Consider the following 17,190-nt stretch of genomic DNA (forward strand, 5'->3'; position numbering starts at 1 on the left):
GGCTCACCGCTATCGCGAGCAGGCTCGCTCCTACAAGGATCTTTGGCCAGTCTTTAAACAGTTGAGGCCTGCATGCCCTTCGATCTTGCCGCACGCCTGGCTGCCCGTCGTGCCGAAAACCTCTATCGCCAGCGTCCGCTGCTTGAAAGCCCCCAAGGCCCGGAAGTGGTGGTGGACGGCCAGCCGTTGCTGGCGTTCTGCAACAACGACTACCTGGGCCTGGCCAATCACCCGCAGGTGATCGAGGCCTGGCGTGCCGGCGCGTCGCGTTGGGGCGTCGGTGGCGGTGCGTCGCATCTGGTGATCGGCCACAGCGGCCCTCATCACGCCGTGGAAGAAGCGCTGGCCGACTTGACCGGCCGGCCCCGGGCACTGTTATTCACCACCGGCTATATGGCCAACCTTGGTGCCGTCACGGCGCTGGTCGGACAGGGCGACACGGTGTTGCAGGACCGGCTCAACCACGCGTCGTTGCTCGACGCGGGGCTGTTGTCCGGTGCCCGTTTCAGCCGTTACTTGCACAACGATGCCCAAAGCCTGGCGACCCGCCTGGAAAAAGCCATCGGCAATACCCTGGTGGTCACTGACGGTGTGTTCAGCATGGACGGCGACATCGCCGACCTGCCGGCTCTTGCCCGCGCAGCACGGGCCAAGGGCGCCTGGCTCATGGTTGACGATGCCCATGGCTTCGGCACGCTGGGTGCCACCGGCGGCGGTGTCGTCGAGCATTTCGGCCTGAGCCAGGAAGACGTACCGGTCCTGGTGGGGACGCTGGGCAAGGCGTTCGGCACCGCCGGGGCTTTTGTTGCCGGCAGCGAAGAATTAATTGAAAGCCTGATCCAGTTCGCGCGCCCCTACATCTACACCACCAGCCAGCCACCGGCGTTGGCCTGCGCCACGCTCAAGAGCCTTGAGTTGCTGCGCAGCGAGCATTGGCGGCGTGAGCATCTGCAATTGCTGATCCGCCAGTTCCGCCACGGTGCCGAGCAAATCGGCTTGCAATTGATGGACAGCTTCACGCCGATCCAGCCCATCCTGATCGGCGACGCGGGACGGGCGATGCGGCTGTCGCAGATGCTGCGCGAGCGCGGGCTGATGGTCACCGCGATCCGCCCACCCACCGTGCCCGCCGGCAGCGCTCGGCTGCGTGTGACGTTGACCGCTGCCCACAGCGAAGCCCAGGTACAACTATTGTTGAATGCACTGGCCGATTGTTTTGCGCAACTGGGAGCGGAGCCAAGCCATGCGTGATCGACTGATATTGCTGCCCGGCTGGGGCTTGGGCGTTTCGCCCCTCGAACCGCTGGCGGCGGCCTTGCAAGGGCTCGATGAGCACTTGCAAGTGGAAATCGAGCCATTGCCTGCACTGGTGTCGAGCGACCTCGGTGAATGGCTCGATGAACTGGACGCCACGTTGCCCCAGGATGCCTGGCTGGGCGGCTGGTCCCTGGGCGGGATGCTGGCCGCGGAACTGGCGGCACGTCGGGGCGAGCGTTGCTGTGGCCTGCTGACCCTGGCGAGCAACGTGTCTTTTGTGGCCCACCAGCATTGGCCGAGCGCGATGCCCGCTGACACTTTCGATGGATTTCTCGCCGGATGCGCCGCCGATCCGCGCCAGACCCTCAAACGCTTCAGCTTGCTGTGTGCGCAAGGCTGTGGCGACCCGCGCGGGTTGTCGCGATTGCTTCTGGCCGGCGCGCCGAACACCTCGCCTGAGGTATTGATGGCCGGGCTCGAGCTGCTGGCGCGACTGGACACGGGGGTTGCCTTGCAGGGTTTTCGAGGCCCGCAATTGCATCTGTTTGCCGGGCTCGACGCGCTGGTGCCTGCCGAGGCTGCGGGAGAACTGCTGGCGATGCTGCCAGATGTCGAAATCGGTCTGATTGAACAGGCCGGCCACGGATTCCCACTGGAGGACCCCCACGGCGTGGCGGGGGCGATCCAGGCTTTTCTGCATGAGTCCGGTGATGACTGATTTATCTGTTGTGAAGTTGCCGGGCGCCTTGCCCGACAAACGTCAGGTCGCGGCCTCGTTCTCCCGGGCGGCAGCCAGCTATGACAGCGTCGCTGAACTGCAGCGCGACGTCGGACAGCAATTGCTGTCGCGGCTGCCCGTCTCGTTTATGCCGGGACGCTGGTTGGACATGGGTTGTGGCACCGGTTATTTCACCCGCGCCCTTTGTGCGCGGTTCGGTGAGAGGGCGGGTGTTGCGCTGGATATCGCCGAAGGCATGCTCAACCACGCCCGCCCTCAAGGCGGCGCCGCGCATTTCATCGCCGGTGATGCCGAGCGGCTGCCGTTGCAGTCGGTCAGCTGTGACCTGGTGTATTCCAGCCTCGCGGTGCAATGGTGTGGCGATTTTGCCTCGGTATTGAGCGAGGCCTATCGTGTTTTGATACCCGGTGGGATGTTTGCCTTCACCAGCCTGTGTGTCGGCACGTTATACGAGTTGCGCGACAGCTGGCGTGAAGTGGATGGCCTGGTACACGTCAACCGTTTCCGCGCATTCGATACCTATAGACAGCTGGCCGACGCCAGCGGGTTGCGCGTCGTCAGCCTGGAGAATCGCCCGCATGTTCTGCATTATCCCGATGTACGTGCCCTGACCCACGAATTGAAAGCATTGGGTGCGCACAATCTGAATCCTGGTCGTCCCGGTGGGTTGACGGGCAGGGCGAGAATTTTCGCGCTGGTCCAGGCCTATGAAAAGTATCGCCAGGCCCAGGGCCTGCCGGCCACATACCAGGTGGTCTACGCCGTGCTGGAGAAACCGCTATGAGCCAGGCTTATTTCATCACCGGCACCGACACCGACGTGGGCAAGACCACCGTTGCGGCGGGGCTGCTGCACGCGGCCAGGCGGGCCGGCATGAGCACCGCCGCGGGCAAGCCCGTAGCCTCTGGTTGCGCAGTGACGCCCAAGGGCCTGCGCAACGCCGATGCCTTGGCCCTGTTGGCCGAATGTTCGGTGCCATTGACTTATGCACAGGTCAATCCGGTGGCATTCGAACCGGCGATCGCACCTCACCTGGCCGCCCGGGAAGCTGGCGTGGCATTGACCGTGCAATCCTTGCTCGGGCCGATGCGCGAGGTGCTGGCTCTGGATGCGGATTTCACCTTGATCGAAGGCGCGGGCGGCTGGCGTGTGCCGCTGGCCGGGCAAGACAATCTTTCCGATCTTGCGATAGCGCTGGGCCTGCCGGTGATCCTGGTGGTAGGAGTACGCCTGGGCTGCATCAGCCACGCGTTGCTGACCGCCGAGGCTATCGCGCGGGACGGCTTGCCATTGGCCGGCTGGGTAGCAAACATCATCGATCCGGCGACGTCGCGCATGGAAGAAAACCTCGCGACCCTCGCCGAACGCCTGCCGGCGCCCTGCCTGGGCAGAGTCGCGCGAATCAAGGACGTGACGGCCGAAGCGGTGGCCGAACATCTGCAACTGGATCTCCTGGACTAACCCCGAGCCAAGGTTTTGGCTATGACGCGGCACTGTGCCATTAGTGTTTTTGTCGAGCCTTTTCCCAAGGCATCTGGTTCAATGCCCGTGTCGACCCTTCAAGAAGACCCTCCCTGCCATGGAAATCTCAGGAAGCACCGCGTTCTATGCCGGTCTGAGCACGATTCAGACAGGGCAGTACCGCGTTGATCAGGCCTCTAGCCAGATTGCCAACAACACGATCGAGCGCTCGGTCACCAGCCAGTCCTCCGACGTTCAGGTGGATCGCCTGCGTTCGGTGGATCGCAGTCAGCAATCGGACCTGACCAGCAACATGGTCGAAATGGCCCAAGGCAAGTTCCAGGTGCAACTGGGGGTGAACGTTGCCAAGGCGTCCGACGAAATGCTCGGAACGTTGATCGATACGTTCGCCTGACTCTGCCGTTCAGATGTAGTGAAAACGCCGCGATTCATTCGCGGCGTTTTTGTCTCTAACTCTTTCTTCCTCAACTAATCTTTCACTGCGCGAGCCGTGCCTCTGCTTGGCGATGGATTTTTCACGGCCGAAATTTCCTGCAGGACGATGACGAACGGCAAAAGATCGCCGCTTGACAAGGTTTGAGCGTAAACGTATGTTTCAAACAGCTGTTTGATCGCCATAACAAATCCACGCGGTCGTTCATTCCCGGTTACATCAGCAGAGGTTTATCGCTATGCCTGACTACAAGGCCCCCTTGCGTGATATTCGCTTCGTTCGTGACGAACTGCTCGGCTACGAAGCGCATTATCAGAGCCTTCCAGCGTGCCAGGAGGCAACTCCGGACATGGTTGACGCCATCCTCGAAGAAGGCGCCAAGTTCTGTGAGCAGGTGCTGGCGCCGCTGAACCGCGTGGGTGATCTCGAAGGTTGCACCTGGAGCGAGTCCGGCGTGAAAACCCCGACCGGCTTCAAGGAAGCCTACAAGCAATTTGTCGAAGGCGGCTGGCCGAGCCTGGCCCATGACGTGGCGCACGGTGGCCAAGGCCTGCCGGAATCCCTGGGCCTGGCAGTGAGCGAGATGGTCGGCGAAGCCAACTGGTCGTGGGGCATGTACCCGGGCCTGTCCCATGGCGCGATGAACACCATTTCCGAGCACGGTACCCCCGAGCAGCAAGAGGCTTACCTGACCAAGCTGGTATCCGGCGAATGGACCGGCACCATGTGCCTGACCGAACCGCACTGCGGAACCGACCTGGGCATGTTGCGCACCAAGGCCGAACCTCAGGCCGACGGCTCCTACAAAGTGACCGGCACCAAGATCTTCATCTCGGCCGGCGAACACGACATGGCTGACAACATCGTCCACATCGTGCTGGCGCGCCTGCCGGACGCACCGGCTGGCACCAAAGGTATCTCGCTGTTCATCGTTCCGAAATTCCTGCCTGAGGCCGACGGCTCAATCGGCCAGCGCAACGCAGTCAGCTGTGGCTCCCTGGAACACAAGATGGGCATCCACGGCAACGCCACCTGCGTGATGAACTTCGACGCGGCCACTGGTTTCCTGATCGGCCCGGCGAACAAAGGCCTGAACTGCATGTTCACCTTCATGAACACCGCTCGCCTGGGTACCGCGCTGCAAGGCCTGGCCCACGCCGAAATCGGTTTCCAGGGTGGCCTGAAGTACGCTCGCGACCGCCTGCAGATGCGTTCCCTGACCGGCCCGAAAGCACCGGACAAGGCCGCCGACCCGATCATCGTGCACCCTGACGTGCGTCGCATGTTGCTAACCATGAAAGCCTTCGCCGAGGGCAACCGGGCGATGGTGTACTTCACCGCCAAGCAGGTCGACATCGTCAAGTACGGCGTGGATGAAGAAGAGAAGAAGAAGGCTGACGCCCTGCTGGCGTTCATGACCCCGATCGCCAAGGCGTTCATGACCGAAGTCGGCTTCGAATCGGCCAACCACGGCGTGCAGATCTACGGCGGCCACGGCTTCATCGCCGAGTGGGGCATGGAGCAGAACGTGCGCGACAGCCGCATCTCGATGCTGTACGAAGGCACCACCGGCATCCAGGCGCTCGACCTGCTGGGCCGTAAAGTCCTGATGACCCAGGGCGAGGCGCTCAAGGGCTTCACCAAGATCGTCCACAAATTTTGCCAGGGCAACGAAGGTAACGAAGCCGTCAAGGAATTCGTCGAGCCGTTGGCTGCACTGAACAAGGAATGGGGCGAACTGACCATGAAGGTCGGCATGGCCGCCATGAAGGATCGTGAAGAAGTCGGCGCGGCCTCGGTGGATTACCTGATGTACTCCGGTTACGCCTGCCTGGCTTACTTCTGGGCCGACATGGCGCGCCTGGCTGCGGAAAAACTGGCGGCCGGCACGACCGAAGAAGCGTTCTACACCGCCAAGCTGCAGACCGCGCGCTTCTACTTCCAGCGCATCCTGCCGCGCACCCGCACCCACGTGGCGACCATGTTGTCGGGCGCCAACAACCTGATGGACATGAAAGAAGAAGACTTCGCGCTGGGCTACTAAGCCTTAAGCGCTTCTTCAAAAAGCCGCTGCTTCTTCGGGAGCAGCGGCTTTTTCATGGCCACCATCATTCCCTTGTGGGAGCGGGCTTGCTCGCGAAAGCGGTGGGTCAGGTTGCATTAATTTCGATTGTGCCGCCGTCTTCGCGAGCAAGCCCGCTCCCACACAAGCTCCTTTCTACAGGGTATCCACGGCGATCCTGAAACAATATTCATCCAACCGGACCCTAAGAAAACTCCCCGATCTGCCGTTACAGCGATGGCAGTGTGACATCTGTCACCTCTCGCGTGCCTTACTGTTCCAGTTGCAGGCACAATGCCATCTTTGAACAGCCGGGTCGGAGCTTTACCCTTGCCGCGTCTTTCCGTAATGCGCTTCAGCCATTTCCTACCGTCGACAGTGCTTTTACTGGCGGGGCTCGCGGCTGCCTACGTCAAGGACCTGAACGTCTTCTTCACATCATTGTTCAACGTGCTTCCCACGCTGGTGTTGTTGTTGGGCGGGGCGTACTGCTCCGTTTACCGACGTCAGCGCGAACTGTTTCTGATGGTCACGGTGTACATCGCTTATTTCCTGCTGGATACCCAGACCGACTTCTATCGCGATAACGGCAAGGTGCGCGAAGACGCGGCGGTGGTTTTCCATCTGGTCTGCCTGCTGCTGCCGCTGTTGTTCGGGCTGTTCGCGGCGTGGCAGGAGCGCACGCATCTGTTCCAGGACATGGTGGCGCGTTTCGCGGTGCTGCTGGCCTTCGGTGGCGTGGCCCTGGCCCTGGAACAAAGCTTTCCCCAGGCCCTGCTCCTGTGGCTTTCGGAAATACGCTGGCCGGCGCTGCATGGCGCCTGGATGAGCCTGATCCAATTGTCATACCCGGTGTTTGCCGCTGCGTTCATGCTGCTGGCCTGGCAATACTGGCGCAACCCGCGACCCTTGCATGCGGCGCAGCTGGTGGGGTTGGTCGGGTTGTTCTGGATGCTGCCGAAGACGTTCATCTTGCCGTTCACCCTGAACATCATGTGCAGCCAGGTGATGCTGATGATTGCCGCCGCGGTTGCTCACGAGGCCTACCAGATGGCCTTCCGCGATGAGCTCACCGGCCTGCCGGGGCGCCGGGCGCTGAATGAACGCATGCAGCGCCTGGGTCGCAACTACGTGCTGGCGATGAGCGACGTGGATCACTTCAAGAAATTCAACGACACCCACGGCCACGATGTTGGCGATCAGGTGCTGCGCCTGGTGGCCAGCAAGCTGTCGAAAATCGGTGGCGGCGGCAGGGCTTATCGTTACGGCGGCGAGGAGTTTGCGCTGGTGTTTGCCGGCAAGACCATCGATGAGTGCATGCCTCATCTGGAAGTCATCCGCCAGTCCATCGAGACGTACGCCATTCAACTGCGTAATCCCGACAATCGCCCCCAGGACGATCAGCAAGGTCGCCAGCGTCGCTCCGGCAGCGGCGCCACCAGCGTATCGGTGACCGTCAGCATCGGCGTGGCCGAACGCGTGGACCAGCGCACGCCCGAGGAAGTGCTCAAGTCCGCCGACCAGGCGCTCTACAACGCCAAGGGGGCAGGGCGAAATTGTGTAATTGCCTTCGGTCAGAATCGTCGCGGCGCAGTGCGCATGGAGGCCGCCGCGGGTTGAGTGATGACGGCGCATTCAGCGTCTGGAGATTGATTGTGGGCCTTGGCGGCCGGCAGTAGGTTGGAATGATCTGCTACCGGAGAAAACCACCATGCCCGAGTACAAAGCCCCGCTGCGCGACATGCGTTTCCTGATCGACAACGTCTTTGATTTCCATGGCTGCTATGCCGAGTTGGGGGCCAGCGACGCCAGTCCGGACATGGTCAGCGCCATCCTCGAAGAAGGTGCCCGATTCTGTGAGAACGTGCTGGCCCCGCTCAATCGTCCGGGTGACGAAGAGGGCTGCCATTTCGATAACGGCGTGGTCACTACACCTACAGGCTTCAAGCAAGCTTTCGCACAGTATGTGGAAGGCGGCTGGCACGGCCTGGCAGCGGATCCGGCTTATGGCGGCCAAGGCCTGCCCAGCTCGCTGGGGCTGGTGATCAGCGAAATGATCGGGTCGAGCAATACCTCCTGGGGCATGTACCCCGGCCTGACCCACGGCGCCATGTCGGCCATCCACGCTCACGGCACCGAACAGCAGAAACAGACCTACCTTAACAAGCTCACCGCCGGCCAGTGGACCGGCACCATGTGCCTGACCGAAGCCCACTGCGGCACTGACCTGGGCATCATCAAGACCCGCGCCGTGCCTCAGGCGGATGGCAGCTACGCGGTGACCGGCAGCAAGATCTTCATCAGCGCCGGCGAGCACGACATGAGCGACAACATCATTCACCTGGTGCTCGCCAAATTGCCGGATGCTCCCGCCGGGACCAAAGGCATCTCGTTGTTCATCGTGCCCAAGTTCCTGCCCGATGCAGCGGGCGAGGCCGGTGAGCGCAATGGTGTTTCCTGCGGTTCGATCGAGCACAAGATGGGCATCAAGGCGTCGGCCACATGCGTGCTGAACTTCGATGGGGCCATGGGTTTCCTGATCGGCGAACCGAACAAGGGCCTCAACTGCATGTTCACCATGATGAACCACGCCCGCCTCGGTACCGGCATGCAGGGCCTCTGCCTCGGCGAAGCGAGCTTCCAGGGCGCGGTCAAATACGCCAACGATCGCCTGCAGATGCGCTCTTTGACCGGCCCGAAGGCGCCGGAAAAAGTCGCCGACCCGATCATCGTCCATCCCGATGTACGCCGGATGCTGCTGACCATGAAAGCCTTCAACGAAGGCAACCGGGCGCTGACGTATTTCACTGCGCAACTGCTCGATACCGCGCATTTGAGCCGCGACGAAAACGCCCGCCAGGAGGCGGAAGACCTGCTGGCCTTCCTCACCCCGATCTGCAAGGCCTTCATGACCGACACGGGTCTGGAAGTGACCAACCACGGCATGCAAGTCTTTGGCGGTCATGGCTTCATTCGTGAGTGGGGCATGGAGCAGCTGGTGCGTGATTGCCGGATCGCGCCGATCTATGAAGGCACCAACGGCATCCAGGCCCTGGACCTGCTGGGGCGCAAGGTGCTGGGTAGCCAGGGCAAGTTGCTGCGCGGTTTCACCAGAATCGTTCATAAATTCTGCGCTGCCAATGCCGGGCATCCGCAGCTCCAGGCTTTCATTGCGCAACTGGACGGGCTCAACCAGCAATGGGGCGAACTGACGACGCAGGTCGGCATGGCCGCCATGAAAAATCCGGATGAGGTGGGCGCCGCTTCGGTGGATTACCTGATGTACAGCGGCTATATCATTTTGGCCTATCTGTGGTTGCGCATGGCGTTGGTGGCCCAGGCGCAACTCGACAGCGGCACTGGAGATAGCGACTTCTGCCGGGCCAAGCTGGCGACGTGCGAGTTTTACTTCAAGCGCCTGCTGCCGCGTACGGCCGCCCATCGGGCTGCCATAGAGGCGGGAAGTGATTGCCTGATGGGGTTGCCGGCGGAGTTGTTTGCGCTTTGACAGGCTGAAACATTTTCTCAGTGGCGAGGGAGCTCGCTCCCGCTGGGGTGCTCAGCAGCCCTTCTAGTGAGCGCTGCGCACTCAAGCGGGAGCAAGCTCCCTCGCCACGGGAAATCAGAACTTCTGGGTTGACTAAAAATAACAAAACAGTCACAGGTTGACCCTATGTGTCTCAAAAGTTGTTGAGGTACACTCTGGGCCATTGCGAGAACGCTTTCCTACGAACCAATTGTTTAGATCCTGCGAGGTTTGCCATGGCTGACTACAAAGCGCCCCTGCGCGATATGCGCTTCGTCCTCAATGAAGTGTTCGAGGTCGCGAAACTCTGGGCTCAACTGCCGGCGTTGGCCGAAACCGTAGACGCTGAAACCGTCGAAGCGATCCTCGAAGAGGCGGGCAAGGTCACCGGTAAAAGCATCGCGCCCCTCAGCCGTGCAGCTGACGAAGAGGGCTGCCACTGGGCTGACGGCGCCGTGACCACCCCGGCGGGTTTCCCTGAAGCCTACAGGACCTTCGCTGAAGGCGGTTGGGTCGGCGTCGGCGGTGATCCAACGTACGGTGGCATGGGCATGCCCAAGGCGGTTTCGGCCCAGGTCGAGGAAATGGTCAACTCCGCCAGCCTGTCCTTCGGTCTGTACCCGATGCTTACCGCAGGAGCCTGCCTGTCGATCAACGCCCACGCCAGCGAGGAATTGAAAGCCGCGTACCTGCCAAACATGTACGCCGGCGTCTGGGCCGGCTCCATGTGCCTGACCGAACCCCATGCCGGCACCGACCTGGGGATTATCCGGACCAAGGCTGAGCCCCAGGCTGACGGCACCTACAAGGTCAGCGGCACGAAGATTTTCATTACCGGTGGCGAACACGACCTCACCGAAAACATTATTCACCTGGTGTTGGCGAAGCTCCCCGACGCACCGGCGGGCCCGAAAGGCATTTCGCTGTTCCTGGTGCCGAAATTCATGGTCAACGCCGACGGCAGCCTGGGTGCACGCAACGCGGCCAACTGCGGTTCGATCGAACACAAGATGGGCATCCAGGCGTCCGCCACCTGCGTGATGAACTTCGACGAAGCAGTGGGTTACCTGGTCGGCGAGCCGAACAAAGGCCTGGCTGCGATGTTCACCATGATGAATTACGAACGCCTGGGCGTCGGGATCCAGGGCCTGGCCTCCGGCGAGCGTTCGTACCAGAACGCTGTCGAGTACGCCCGTGATCGCCTGCAAAGCCGTTCGCCAACCGGCGCGCAGAACAAGGACAAGATCGCCGACCCGATCATCGTCCACCCGGATGTGCGCCGGATGTTGCTGACCATGAAAGCGTCGAACGAAGGTGGCCGGGCGTTCTCCACCTACGTGGCGATGCAACTGGACACCGCCAAGTTCAGCGAAGACCCGACGACTCGCAAGCGCGCCGAAGACTTGGTGGCGTTACTGACGCCAGTAGCGAAAGCTTTCCTGACCGACCTGGGCCTGGAAACCACCATTCACGGCCAGCAGGTTTTCGGCGGCCACGGCTACATTCGCGAATGGGGCCAGGAGCAGCTGGTGCGCGACGTGCGCATCACCCAGATATACGAAGGCACCAACGGCATCCAGGCACTGGACCTGGTGGGACGCAAGATCGTCGGCAACGGCGGGGCGTTCTACAAACTGTTCGCCGACGAGATTCGTCATTTCACCGCTACCGCTGGCAGCGATCTGACGGAGTTCACCCAGCCGTTGAACGATGCCGTCGGCACGCTGGACGAGCTGACCGAGTGGCTGCTGGACCGGGCGAAAAACAATCCCCATGAAATCGGTGCGGCTTCGGTGGAGTACCTGCAGGCGTTTGGCTACACCGCGTATGCCTACATGTGGGCACTCATGGCCCGGGCGGCCCTGGGCAAGGAAAAGCAGGACGATTTTTACGCGAGCAAACTGGGCACGGCACGTTTCTATTTTGCCCGCCTGTTGCCACGAATCCATTCCTTGGGCGCTTCGGTAAGGGCGGGCAGCGAGTCGCTGTTCCTGCTGGAACCCGGTCAGTTCTAAAAGAAGACGATATGTAGGAAAAAGCTTACATGACGTGCTGGCGATTTCCCTCTATCGGCCGATTGGATCCACGGCTAATCTAGCTTCCATGGACGTAGCGCAGGACGCGCAAAGTTACAACACGGACACGTAGGATTCTGCCAGGAAGGCGGAGTGAAATGGATGTCAGGGAAACAGTCTGCAAAGCCCCGCTTCGGCGGGGTTTTCTTTTGCCCGCGTTTTTTGCCTGCGTATCTTCTCCCTGCGGCCCGCCTCTTTGGACGCGCACTGAACCCTGACGAGCGGTCAGCTGTCCATGAGCTATATGGCAATGTGGCCATCGACCATCAGGAGCTGTCCATGGATATCATTCGAATCATCATCGCCATTCTGTTGCCACCGCTGGGTGTGTTCCTGCAAGTCGGGTTCGGCGGGGCTTTCTGGCTGAACATTCTGCTGACGCTGTTGGGTTATATCCCCGGCATCGTGCATGCGGTGTACATCATCGCCAAGCGCTGAAGTTAATGTAATGACTACGACCTCTGTGGCGAGGGAGCTTGCTCCCGCTCGATTGCGCAGCAATCGCAAAAGCCTGGGGCCGCTCCGCGACCCAGCGGGAGCAAGCTCCCTCGCCACAAGTACTTGCCGCTTCTAGAGGCGAGCATCCATCACCCTGCGATAGAACAACCACTCATGCTCCAGCGCATGTGCCTGGTTCTCGGCCTTGCGAAAGCCATGGCGCTCATCAGGGTAGTAATAAGCCTCGACCGCAACACCGTTGTCCTCCAGCGCCTTGACCATGTCGCGGGTCTGCTGCGGCACGACCACGGCGTCCAGTTCGCCCTGGAAAAAAATCACCGGCGCGCGAATCCTCTCGGCGTGCAGTAACGGCGTGCGGGCCCGGTAGCGTTCGGCGTCCAGTTGCGGGTCGCCGATCAGCCAATCCAGATAGTCACCTTCGAATTTGTGCGTAGCGCGGGCCAGGGCAACGGGATCGCTGACGCCGTAGAGGCTGGCGCCGGCACGAAATACGTCCCGGAACGCCAGGGCGCAGAGGCTGGTATAGCCACCTGCGCTGCCGCCACGGATGAAGGCGCAGCGGCCATCGACCAAGCCTTGCTCATCCAGGTAAGCAACCACGGCGCAGGCATCCTCGACATCCACCACGCCCCAACTCAAATGCAGCGCTTGCCGATAGACGCGCCCATAACCGCTGCTGCCACGGTAGTTGAGGTCGGCAACGGCGAAGCCGCGCTGGGTCCAATACTGGATGCGCGGGTCGAACATCGGGTAGCAAGCCGAAGTGGGCCCGCCGTGGACGAACACCACCAGCGGCGGTTTCGCGTCGGTGTTCATGGCTGGATAAAAAAAACCGTGGGCTTCGCTGGACGCAGAGGGATAGCGCAGAGTCCGGGGGCGGCTGATTTGCTCGGGAGGCAACGGCGCGATGCCTCCGGCCAGCACCAGCGCTTCATGACTGCGCCGCTCGATCGCAATGACCGCCGAGGGGCTGGCTGGCGAGGCGGCAATGGCATAGATAAATTGCTCATCCAGCGCGAGGCTGCGGAAGCGGCTGTAAGTGCCGGTGAAATCTTCGAGCACGCCGCCGCAGCGCAGCCCCAACCGCCCGAAGCCGGCCTCGGTCCAGCTTGCCAGGTAAGTGCTTTGATCCATCGGCAACCATGAACACCCGCCCAGCTGCCAAGGCGCCGGGGCGTGATCGGCTTCGGCGGCGTCCATTGGCTTCAGGACGCCGGCGCGTTCACTCCAGGGCTGCCAGTAACCGTCTCGGTCGGTCAGGCAATAAAGGCGACTGCAAGCATCGAAGCGAGGTTGCTGGATGGATTCTTCGTCATCATCGCCGGCCACGCAGCATGGCGCTGCCCAGGTTGAATCGTTGCGTTCGGCGAGCATCAGCCGCGTCGCTGTCCACGGCTGGTGGGGGCGACTCCATTCAATCCAGGCGAGACGTTTTTCGTCGGGGCTCAAGATCGGCGCGGCATAGAAGTCCGCGCCTTCGGCCAATACACGGCGTTGGTGATCCGCCAGCCCAATCGATACCAATCGATGCTGGTCGGCCTGTTCCTCCACGGCCAGCACGTGCCCTGTGGCGAAGTGCAGATCGCCGTATCGACAATCGCCCGCGGTCAGCGCCACCGGGCGCTGGTCGCCCAGCGATTGGTGATACAGCTGTTGGTCGCTTTCGTTGACGAACAGCACGCCGTCGTCGCTCAGGCAGAACGACCCGCCGCCGTATTCGTACACCCGGCTGCGCACACTGAAACCGTCCGGGGTCAGGCAACGCGCCTTGCCGTCTCGCCAATGCCAGATCCGGCAAGCGCCATCTTCGGGGCGGTATTCGTTCCAGAAAAGACCCTGGGGGCCGAGTTGCAGTTCGGCAAAGTCGACGCCTGCCGCGACGGCCTGGGCGGCGCTGAAAGGTTCAGCCTTTAACGATGAGGCGCGAGTTTCGTTCATTGCGAAAGGCCAGTTGTCCAATGGTTTGCGTGGCATGCTCGGCGTCTTCGCGAGCCTGGAGAATCATCCCGTGGTGCGCGGATTTGCTGCACACCGGATCGGCATTGCTGGCGTCACCGGTGAGCATGAACGCCTGGCAACGACAGCCGCCGAAATCCTTTTCTTTTTCATCGCACGAGCGGCAGGGCTCGGGCATCCAGTCATAACCCCGGAAACGGTTGAAGCCGAACGAGTCGTACCAGATGTGTTGCATGCTGTGGTCACGCACATTCGGGAATTGCACCGGCATCTGCCGGGCGCCATGGCAAGGCAATGCCGTGCCATCCGGGGTAACGGTCAGGAAGATGCTGCCCCAGCCGTTCATGCAGGCCTTGGGGCGCTCTTCGTAGTAATCCGGGGTCACGAAGATCAACTTGCACGGGTTACCTTCGGCCTCGAGCCTGGCCCGGTATTCATTGGTGATGCGCTCGGCACGCACCAGTTGTTCCCGCGTGGGCAGCAGGCCGACGCGGTTGAGGTGTGCCCAGCCATAGAACTGACAGGTGGCGAGTTCGACAAAGTCGGCTTCCAGGGCGATGCACAGCTCGATGATGCGGTCGATCTTGTCGATGTTGTGCCGATGGGTGACGAAGTTCAGCACCATCGGATAACCATGGGCTTTCACCGCTCGGGCCATCTCCAGTTTTTGCGCGAAAGCTTTTTTCGAACCGGCCAGCAGATTGTTCACCTGCTCGTCGCTGGCCTGGAAACTGATCTGGATGTGGTCGAGGCCGGCCTTCTTGAAATCGCTGATTTTCTGTTCGGTCAAGCCGATGCCGGAGGTGATCAGATTGGTGTAGAAGCCTAGCTTGCGCGCCTCGCCGATCAGCTCGGCGAGGTCCTGGCGCACCAACGGCTCGCCGCCGGAAAAGCCCAGTTGCGCGGCGCCCATTTCCCGGGCCTCGCGAAAGACCTTGAACCACTGCTCGGTGCTCAGCTCCTTGCCTTGTTCGGCAAAGTCCAGCGGGTTGGAGCAGTACGGGCATTGCAACGGGCAGCGATAGGTCAGCTCGGCCAGCAGCCACAGCGGTAAGCCGACGGCGGGCTTCTCAGGCAAGGGTGATCCAGTGCTGTGCACGGGCGACCTCCATGAATTGATCGATGTCGTCACCGAGTTCCGGCACGTCCGGAAATTGCTTCTCCAGCTCGCCGATAATCGCCGCGACATCCCGTTCACCATCGATCAGGCCGCCGATCAGCGAGGCGCTGTCGTTGAGCTTGATCATGCCTTCAGGATAAAGCAGCACATGGCCTTTCTGGGCCGGTTCGTATTGGAAGCGATAGCCGGGACGCCACTGAGGGGTTTTGCTGCGGTCGAAGCTCATAAGGTAATCCCTTTATGCCACACCCGTTGATCGGTCACGCTGTGATAGGGCGGGCGTTTTAATTCGTAAGCCATGCTCATGGCGTCGAGCATGCTCCAGAGAATGTCCAATTTGAACTGGAGAATTTCCAGCATGCGCTCCTGGCCTGCGCGGGTGGTGTAGTGCTGCAAGGTGATCGCGAGACCATGCTCCACATCACGCCGAGCCTGGCCCAGGCGGGTGCGGAAATATTCATAGCCGGCCGGGTCGATCCAGGGGTAGTGCTGCGGCCAGCTGTCCAGGCGCGATTGGTGGATCTGCGGGGCGAACAGTTCGGTCAATGAGCTGCTGGCGGCTTCCTGCCAGGAGGCCCGGCGGGCGAAGTTGACGTAGGCATCCACGGCGAAGCGTACGCCGGGTAGCACCAACTCTTGTGAGCGCAGCTGATCGGGGTCCAGGCCCACTGCCTGGCCCAGTCGCAGCCAGGCTTCGATGCCGCCGTCTTCGCCGGGGGCGCCGTCATGGTCGAGCAGGCGCTGGATCCACTCGCGACGGATTTCCCGGTCCGGGCAGTTGGCCAGGATCGCGGCGTCCTTGAGCGGAATATTCACTTGGTAGTAGAAGCGGTTCGCGACCCAGCCCTGGATCTGCTCGCGCGTGGCACGGCCTCCATACATCGCCACGTGATAGGGATGATAAATGTGGTAGTACGCGCCTTTGGCACGCAGGGCCGCCTCGAACTCGGCGATGGACAGGGGGGTGTCAGTCATTTCGGTTCTCCTTGGATAACCGCTGGCGGATGGGTTGCCTGGGCGGCCTCTTCGCGAGCAGGCTCGCTCCCACATTGGGTGGTGCTAAAGCAGATATCCGGTACGACTCGGGACTACTGTGGGAGCGAGCCTGCTCGCGAAGAGGCCAGATCTGGCACACCGCAAAGCCGCTCACACATTCGTCTGCCCATTCCTACAACTCAATACTCATCCCGTCATAGGCCACTTCAATCCTGCAACGCACCAGCTCGGCCCGCTCGGGCGAATCTTCGTCCAGGATCGGGTTGGTGTTGTTGATATGGATGAGCACCTTGCGCTGCTCGGGCAATTGCTCCAGCACCTCCAGCATCCCTCCGGGACCGTTCTGCGCCAAGTGGCCCATCTCTCGACCGGTGCGAGTGCCGACGCCACGGCGTTGCATTTCGTCGTCGTCCCACATCGTGCCGTCCACCAGCAGGCAGTCGCTGTCGGCCATGATCTGCAGCAACGGTTCGTCGACCTTGCCCAGGCCCGGCGCATAGAACAGTTTGCCGCCGCTGCGCAGGTCTTCAACGATCAGCCCGATGTTGTCACCCGGATGCGGATCGAAGCGGTGCGGTGAATAGGGCGGCGCGGCGCTGCGCAGCGGCAGCGGGGTGAAGCGCAGGTTCGGGCAGGCCGGGACGGTGAAGCTCTGGTCCAGCTCGATGCGGTTCCAGCTCAGGCCGCCGTTCCAGTGGGTCAGCATGTTGAACAGCGGGAAACCGGTGCTCAGGTCTTCATGGACCATGTCGGTGCACCAGACCTGATGCGGGCAGCCTTCGCGCAGGCTGAGCAAGCCGGTGGTGTGATCGATCTGGCTGTCCATCAGGATGATCGCGCCGATGCCAGTGTCCCGTAGCGCCCGGCCAGGCTGCATCGGGGCGAAACCCTGGAGTTGCGCGCGGATGTCCGGCGAGGCGTTGCACAGGACCCAGCTCACGCCATCATCGGAAATTGCAATGGACGACTGGGTGCGCGCCTGCGCTCGGAGACTGCCGTCGCGAAAACCCGCGCAATTGGCGCAGTTGCAGTTCCACTGGGGAAAGCCCCCACCGGCGGCGGAACCTAGAATCTGGACGAACATG

The 17,190-nt window shown here is 61.6% G+C and carries 16 protein-coding genes; 10 read left to right on the top strand and 6 right to left on the bottom strand.

Annotated features, from left to right (window positions below):
- The first annotated feature begins 72 nt into the window (after positions 1-72).
- From bioF to J3P96_RS02615, 5 genes are all read left to right on the top strand, one after another.
- On the top strand, positions 73-1,251 hold the full coding sequence (bioF, locus tag J3P96_RS02595) for an 8-amino-7-oxononanoate synthase (protein ID WP_434655162.1): 1,179 nt from the start codon (positions 73-75) through the stop codon (positions 1,249-1,251).
- Positions 1,244-1,975, top strand: a complete 732-nt coding sequence (locus tag J3P96_RS02600; protein WP_434602029.1) for an alpha/beta fold hydrolase — start codon at positions 1,244-1,246, stop codon at positions 1,973-1,975. Before bioF ends, J3P96_RS02600 begins: the two co-directional genes overlap by 8 nt.
- Positions 1,968-2,780: a malonyl-ACP O-methyltransferase BioC gene (gene bioC, locus J3P96_RS02605; protein ID WP_434655165.1), complete on the top strand. Its 813-nt coding sequence runs from the start codon at positions 1,968-1,970 to the stop codon at positions 2,778-2,780. The genes J3P96_RS02600 and bioC overlap by 8 nt, the downstream gene beginning before the upstream one ends.
- Positions 2,777-3,457 carry a dethiobiotin synthase gene (gene bioD, locus J3P96_RS02610; protein WP_434571368.1) on the top strand — a complete coding sequence of 227 codons (681 nt, stop codon included), beginning with the start codon at positions 2,777-2,779 and terminating at the stop codon, positions 3,455-3,457. Before bioC ends, bioD begins: the two co-directional genes overlap by 4 nt.
- A gap of 118 nt (positions 3,458-3,575) precedes the next feature.
- Positions 3,576-3,872, top strand: coding sequence for a pyrroloquinoline quinone biosynthesis protein PqqE (locus J3P96_RS02615; RefSeq protein WP_434655166.1), 297 nt, complete (start codon positions 3,576-3,578; stop codon positions 3,870-3,872).
- A 74-nt stretch (positions 3,873-3,946) separates the two neighbouring features.
- Here the strand turns inward: J3P96_RS02615 and J3P96_RS02620 are convergent, their stop codons facing one another.
- The gene (locus tag J3P96_RS02620) at positions 3,947-4,096 is read right to left on the bottom strand and encodes a hypothetical protein (RefSeq protein WP_305498356.1); all 150 of its coding nucleotides are present in this window, start codon (positions 4,094-4,096) and stop codon (positions 3,947-3,949) included.
- A 53-nt stretch (positions 4,097-4,149) separates the two neighbouring features.
- Here J3P96_RS02620 and J3P96_RS02625 point away from each other — a divergent pair, with 53 nt between their 5' ends.
- From J3P96_RS02625 to J3P96_RS02645, 5 genes are all read left to right on the top strand, one after another.
- Positions 4,150-5,955 (top strand): phenylacyl-CoA dehydrogenase, encoded by a 1,806-nt coding sequence (locus tag J3P96_RS02625; protein WP_434571371.1) that lies wholly within the window; start codon positions 4,150-4,152, stop codon positions 5,953-5,955.
- 348 nt (positions 5,956-6,303) lie between these two features.
- Complete coding sequence (locus tag J3P96_RS02630) at positions 6,304-7,593, top strand: GGDEF domain-containing protein (protein WP_434655169.1); 1,290 nt, start codon at positions 6,304-6,306, stop codon at positions 7,591-7,593.
- A gap of 91 nt (positions 7,594-7,684) precedes the next feature.
- Positions 7,685-9,481: an acyl-CoA dehydrogenase C-terminal domain-containing protein gene (locus J3P96_RS02635; protein ID WP_434655171.1), complete on the top strand. Its 1,797-nt coding sequence runs from the start codon at positions 7,685-7,687 to the stop codon at positions 9,479-9,481.
- Between the two features lie 254 nt (positions 9,482-9,735).
- The gene (locus J3P96_RS02640; RefSeq protein WP_434655174.1) at positions 9,736-11,514 is read left to right on the top strand and encodes an acyl-CoA dehydrogenase C-terminal domain-containing protein; all 1,779 of its coding nucleotides are present in this window, start codon (positions 9,736-9,738) and stop codon (positions 11,512-11,514) included.
- A gap of 339 nt (positions 11,515-11,853) precedes the next feature.
- On the top strand, positions 11,854-12,012 hold the full coding sequence (locus J3P96_RS02645) for a YqaE/Pmp3 family membrane protein (protein WP_038436734.1): 159 nt from the start codon (positions 11,854-11,856) through the stop codon (positions 12,010-12,012).
- A gap of 132 nt (positions 12,013-12,144) precedes the next feature.
- Here J3P96_RS02645 and J3P96_RS02650 read toward each other — a convergent pair whose 3' ends face one another.
- The 5 genes from J3P96_RS02650 to pqqB all read right to left on the bottom strand — a co-directional run bounded on the left by J3P96_RS02650 (position 12,145) and on the right by pqqB (position 17,189).
- Positions 12,145-13,971 (bottom strand): alpha/beta hydrolase family protein, encoded by a 1,827-nt coding sequence (locus J3P96_RS02650; protein ID WP_434655177.1) that lies wholly within the window; start codon positions 13,969-13,971, stop codon positions 12,145-12,147.
- On the bottom strand, positions 13,937-15,067 hold the full coding sequence (gene pqqE, locus J3P96_RS02655) for a pyrroloquinoline quinone biosynthesis protein PqqE (protein ID WP_434571378.1): 1,131 nt from the start codon (positions 15,065-15,067) through the stop codon (positions 13,937-13,939). Before pqqE ends, J3P96_RS02650 begins: the two co-directional genes overlap by 35 nt.
- On the bottom strand, positions 15,060-15,335 hold the full coding sequence (gene pqqD, locus J3P96_RS02660; protein WP_434655179.1) for a pyrroloquinoline quinone biosynthesis peptide chaperone PqqD: 276 nt from the start codon (positions 15,333-15,335) through the stop codon (positions 15,060-15,062). Before pqqD ends, pqqE begins: the two co-directional genes overlap by 8 nt.
- On the bottom strand, positions 15,332-16,084 hold the full coding sequence (gene pqqC, locus J3P96_RS02665; RefSeq protein ID WP_434655182.1) for a pyrroloquinoline-quinone synthase PqqC: 753 nt from the start codon (positions 16,082-16,084) through the stop codon (positions 15,332-15,334). Before pqqC ends, pqqD begins: the two co-directional genes overlap by 4 nt.
- A 193-nt stretch (positions 16,085-16,277) precedes the next feature.
- Entirely contained in the window at positions 16,278-17,189 is a 912-nt protein-coding gene (pqqB, locus tag J3P96_RS02670; protein ID WP_434655185.1) for a pyrroloquinoline quinone biosynthesis protein PqqB, read from the bottom strand.
- Position 17,190: the final 1 nt, after the last annotated feature.

Origin of the sequence: Pseudomonas sp. R3-56 (assembly GCF_051132075.1) — a bacterium.
Taxonomy (GTDB): Bacteria; Pseudomonadota; Gammaproteobacteria; order Pseudomonadales; family Pseudomonadaceae; genus Aquipseudomonas.

What these genes read in the sequence shown, in the direction of transcription:
- bioF (WP_434655162.1), top strand. Translation starts at nt 73, where the DNA reads ATGCCCTTCGATCTTGCCGCACGCCTGGCTGCCCGTCGTGCCGAAAAC.
- J3P96_RS02600 (WP_434602029.1), top strand. Translation starts at nt 1,244, where the DNA reads ATGCGTGATCGACTGATATTGCTGCCCGGCTGGGGCTTGGGCGTTTCG.
- bioC (WP_434655165.1), top strand. Translation starts at nt 1,968, where the DNA reads ATGACTGATTTATCTGTTGTGAAGTTGCCGGGCGCCTTGCCCGACAAA.
- bioD (WP_434571368.1), top strand. Translation starts at nt 2,777, where the DNA reads ATGAGCCAGGCTTATTTCATCACCGGCACCGACACCGACGTGGGCAAG.
- J3P96_RS02615 (WP_434655166.1), top strand. Translation starts at nt 3,576, where the DNA reads ATGGAAATCTCAGGAAGCACCGCGTTCTATGCCGGTCTGAGCACGATT.
- J3P96_RS02620 (WP_305498356.1), bottom strand. Translation starts at nt 4,096, where the DNA reads ATGGCGATCAAACAGCTGTTTGAAACATACGTTTACGCTCAAACCTTG.
- J3P96_RS02625 (WP_434571371.1), top strand. Translation starts at nt 4,150, where the DNA reads ATGCCTGACTACAAGGCCCCCTTGCGTGATATTCGCTTCGTTCGTGAC.
- J3P96_RS02635 (WP_434655171.1), top strand. Translation starts at nt 7,685, where the DNA reads ATGCCCGAGTACAAAGCCCCGCTGCGCGACATGCGTTTCCTGATCGAC.
- J3P96_RS02640 (WP_434655174.1), top strand. Translation starts at nt 9,736, where the DNA reads ATGGCTGACTACAAAGCGCCCCTGCGCGATATGCGCTTCGTCCTCAAT.
- J3P96_RS02645 (WP_038436734.1), top strand. Translation starts at nt 11,854, where the DNA reads ATGGATATCATTCGAATCATCATCGCCATTCTGTTGCCACCGCTGGGT.
- J3P96_RS02650 (WP_434655177.1), bottom strand. Translation starts at nt 13,971, where the DNA reads ATGAACGAAACTCGCGCCTCATCGTTAAAGGCTGAACCTTTCAGCGCC.
- pqqD (WP_434655179.1), bottom strand. Translation starts at nt 15,335, where the DNA reads ATGAGCTTCGACCGCAGCAAAACCCCTCAGTGGCGTCCCGGCTATCGC.
- pqqC (WP_434655182.1), bottom strand. Translation starts at nt 16,084, where the DNA reads ATGACTGACACCCCCCTGTCCATCGCCGAGTTCGAGGCGGCCCTGCGT.
- pqqB (WP_434655185.1), bottom strand. Translation starts at nt 17,189, where the DNA reads ATGTTCGTCCAGATTCTAGGTTCCGCCGCCGGTGGGGGCTTTCCCCAG.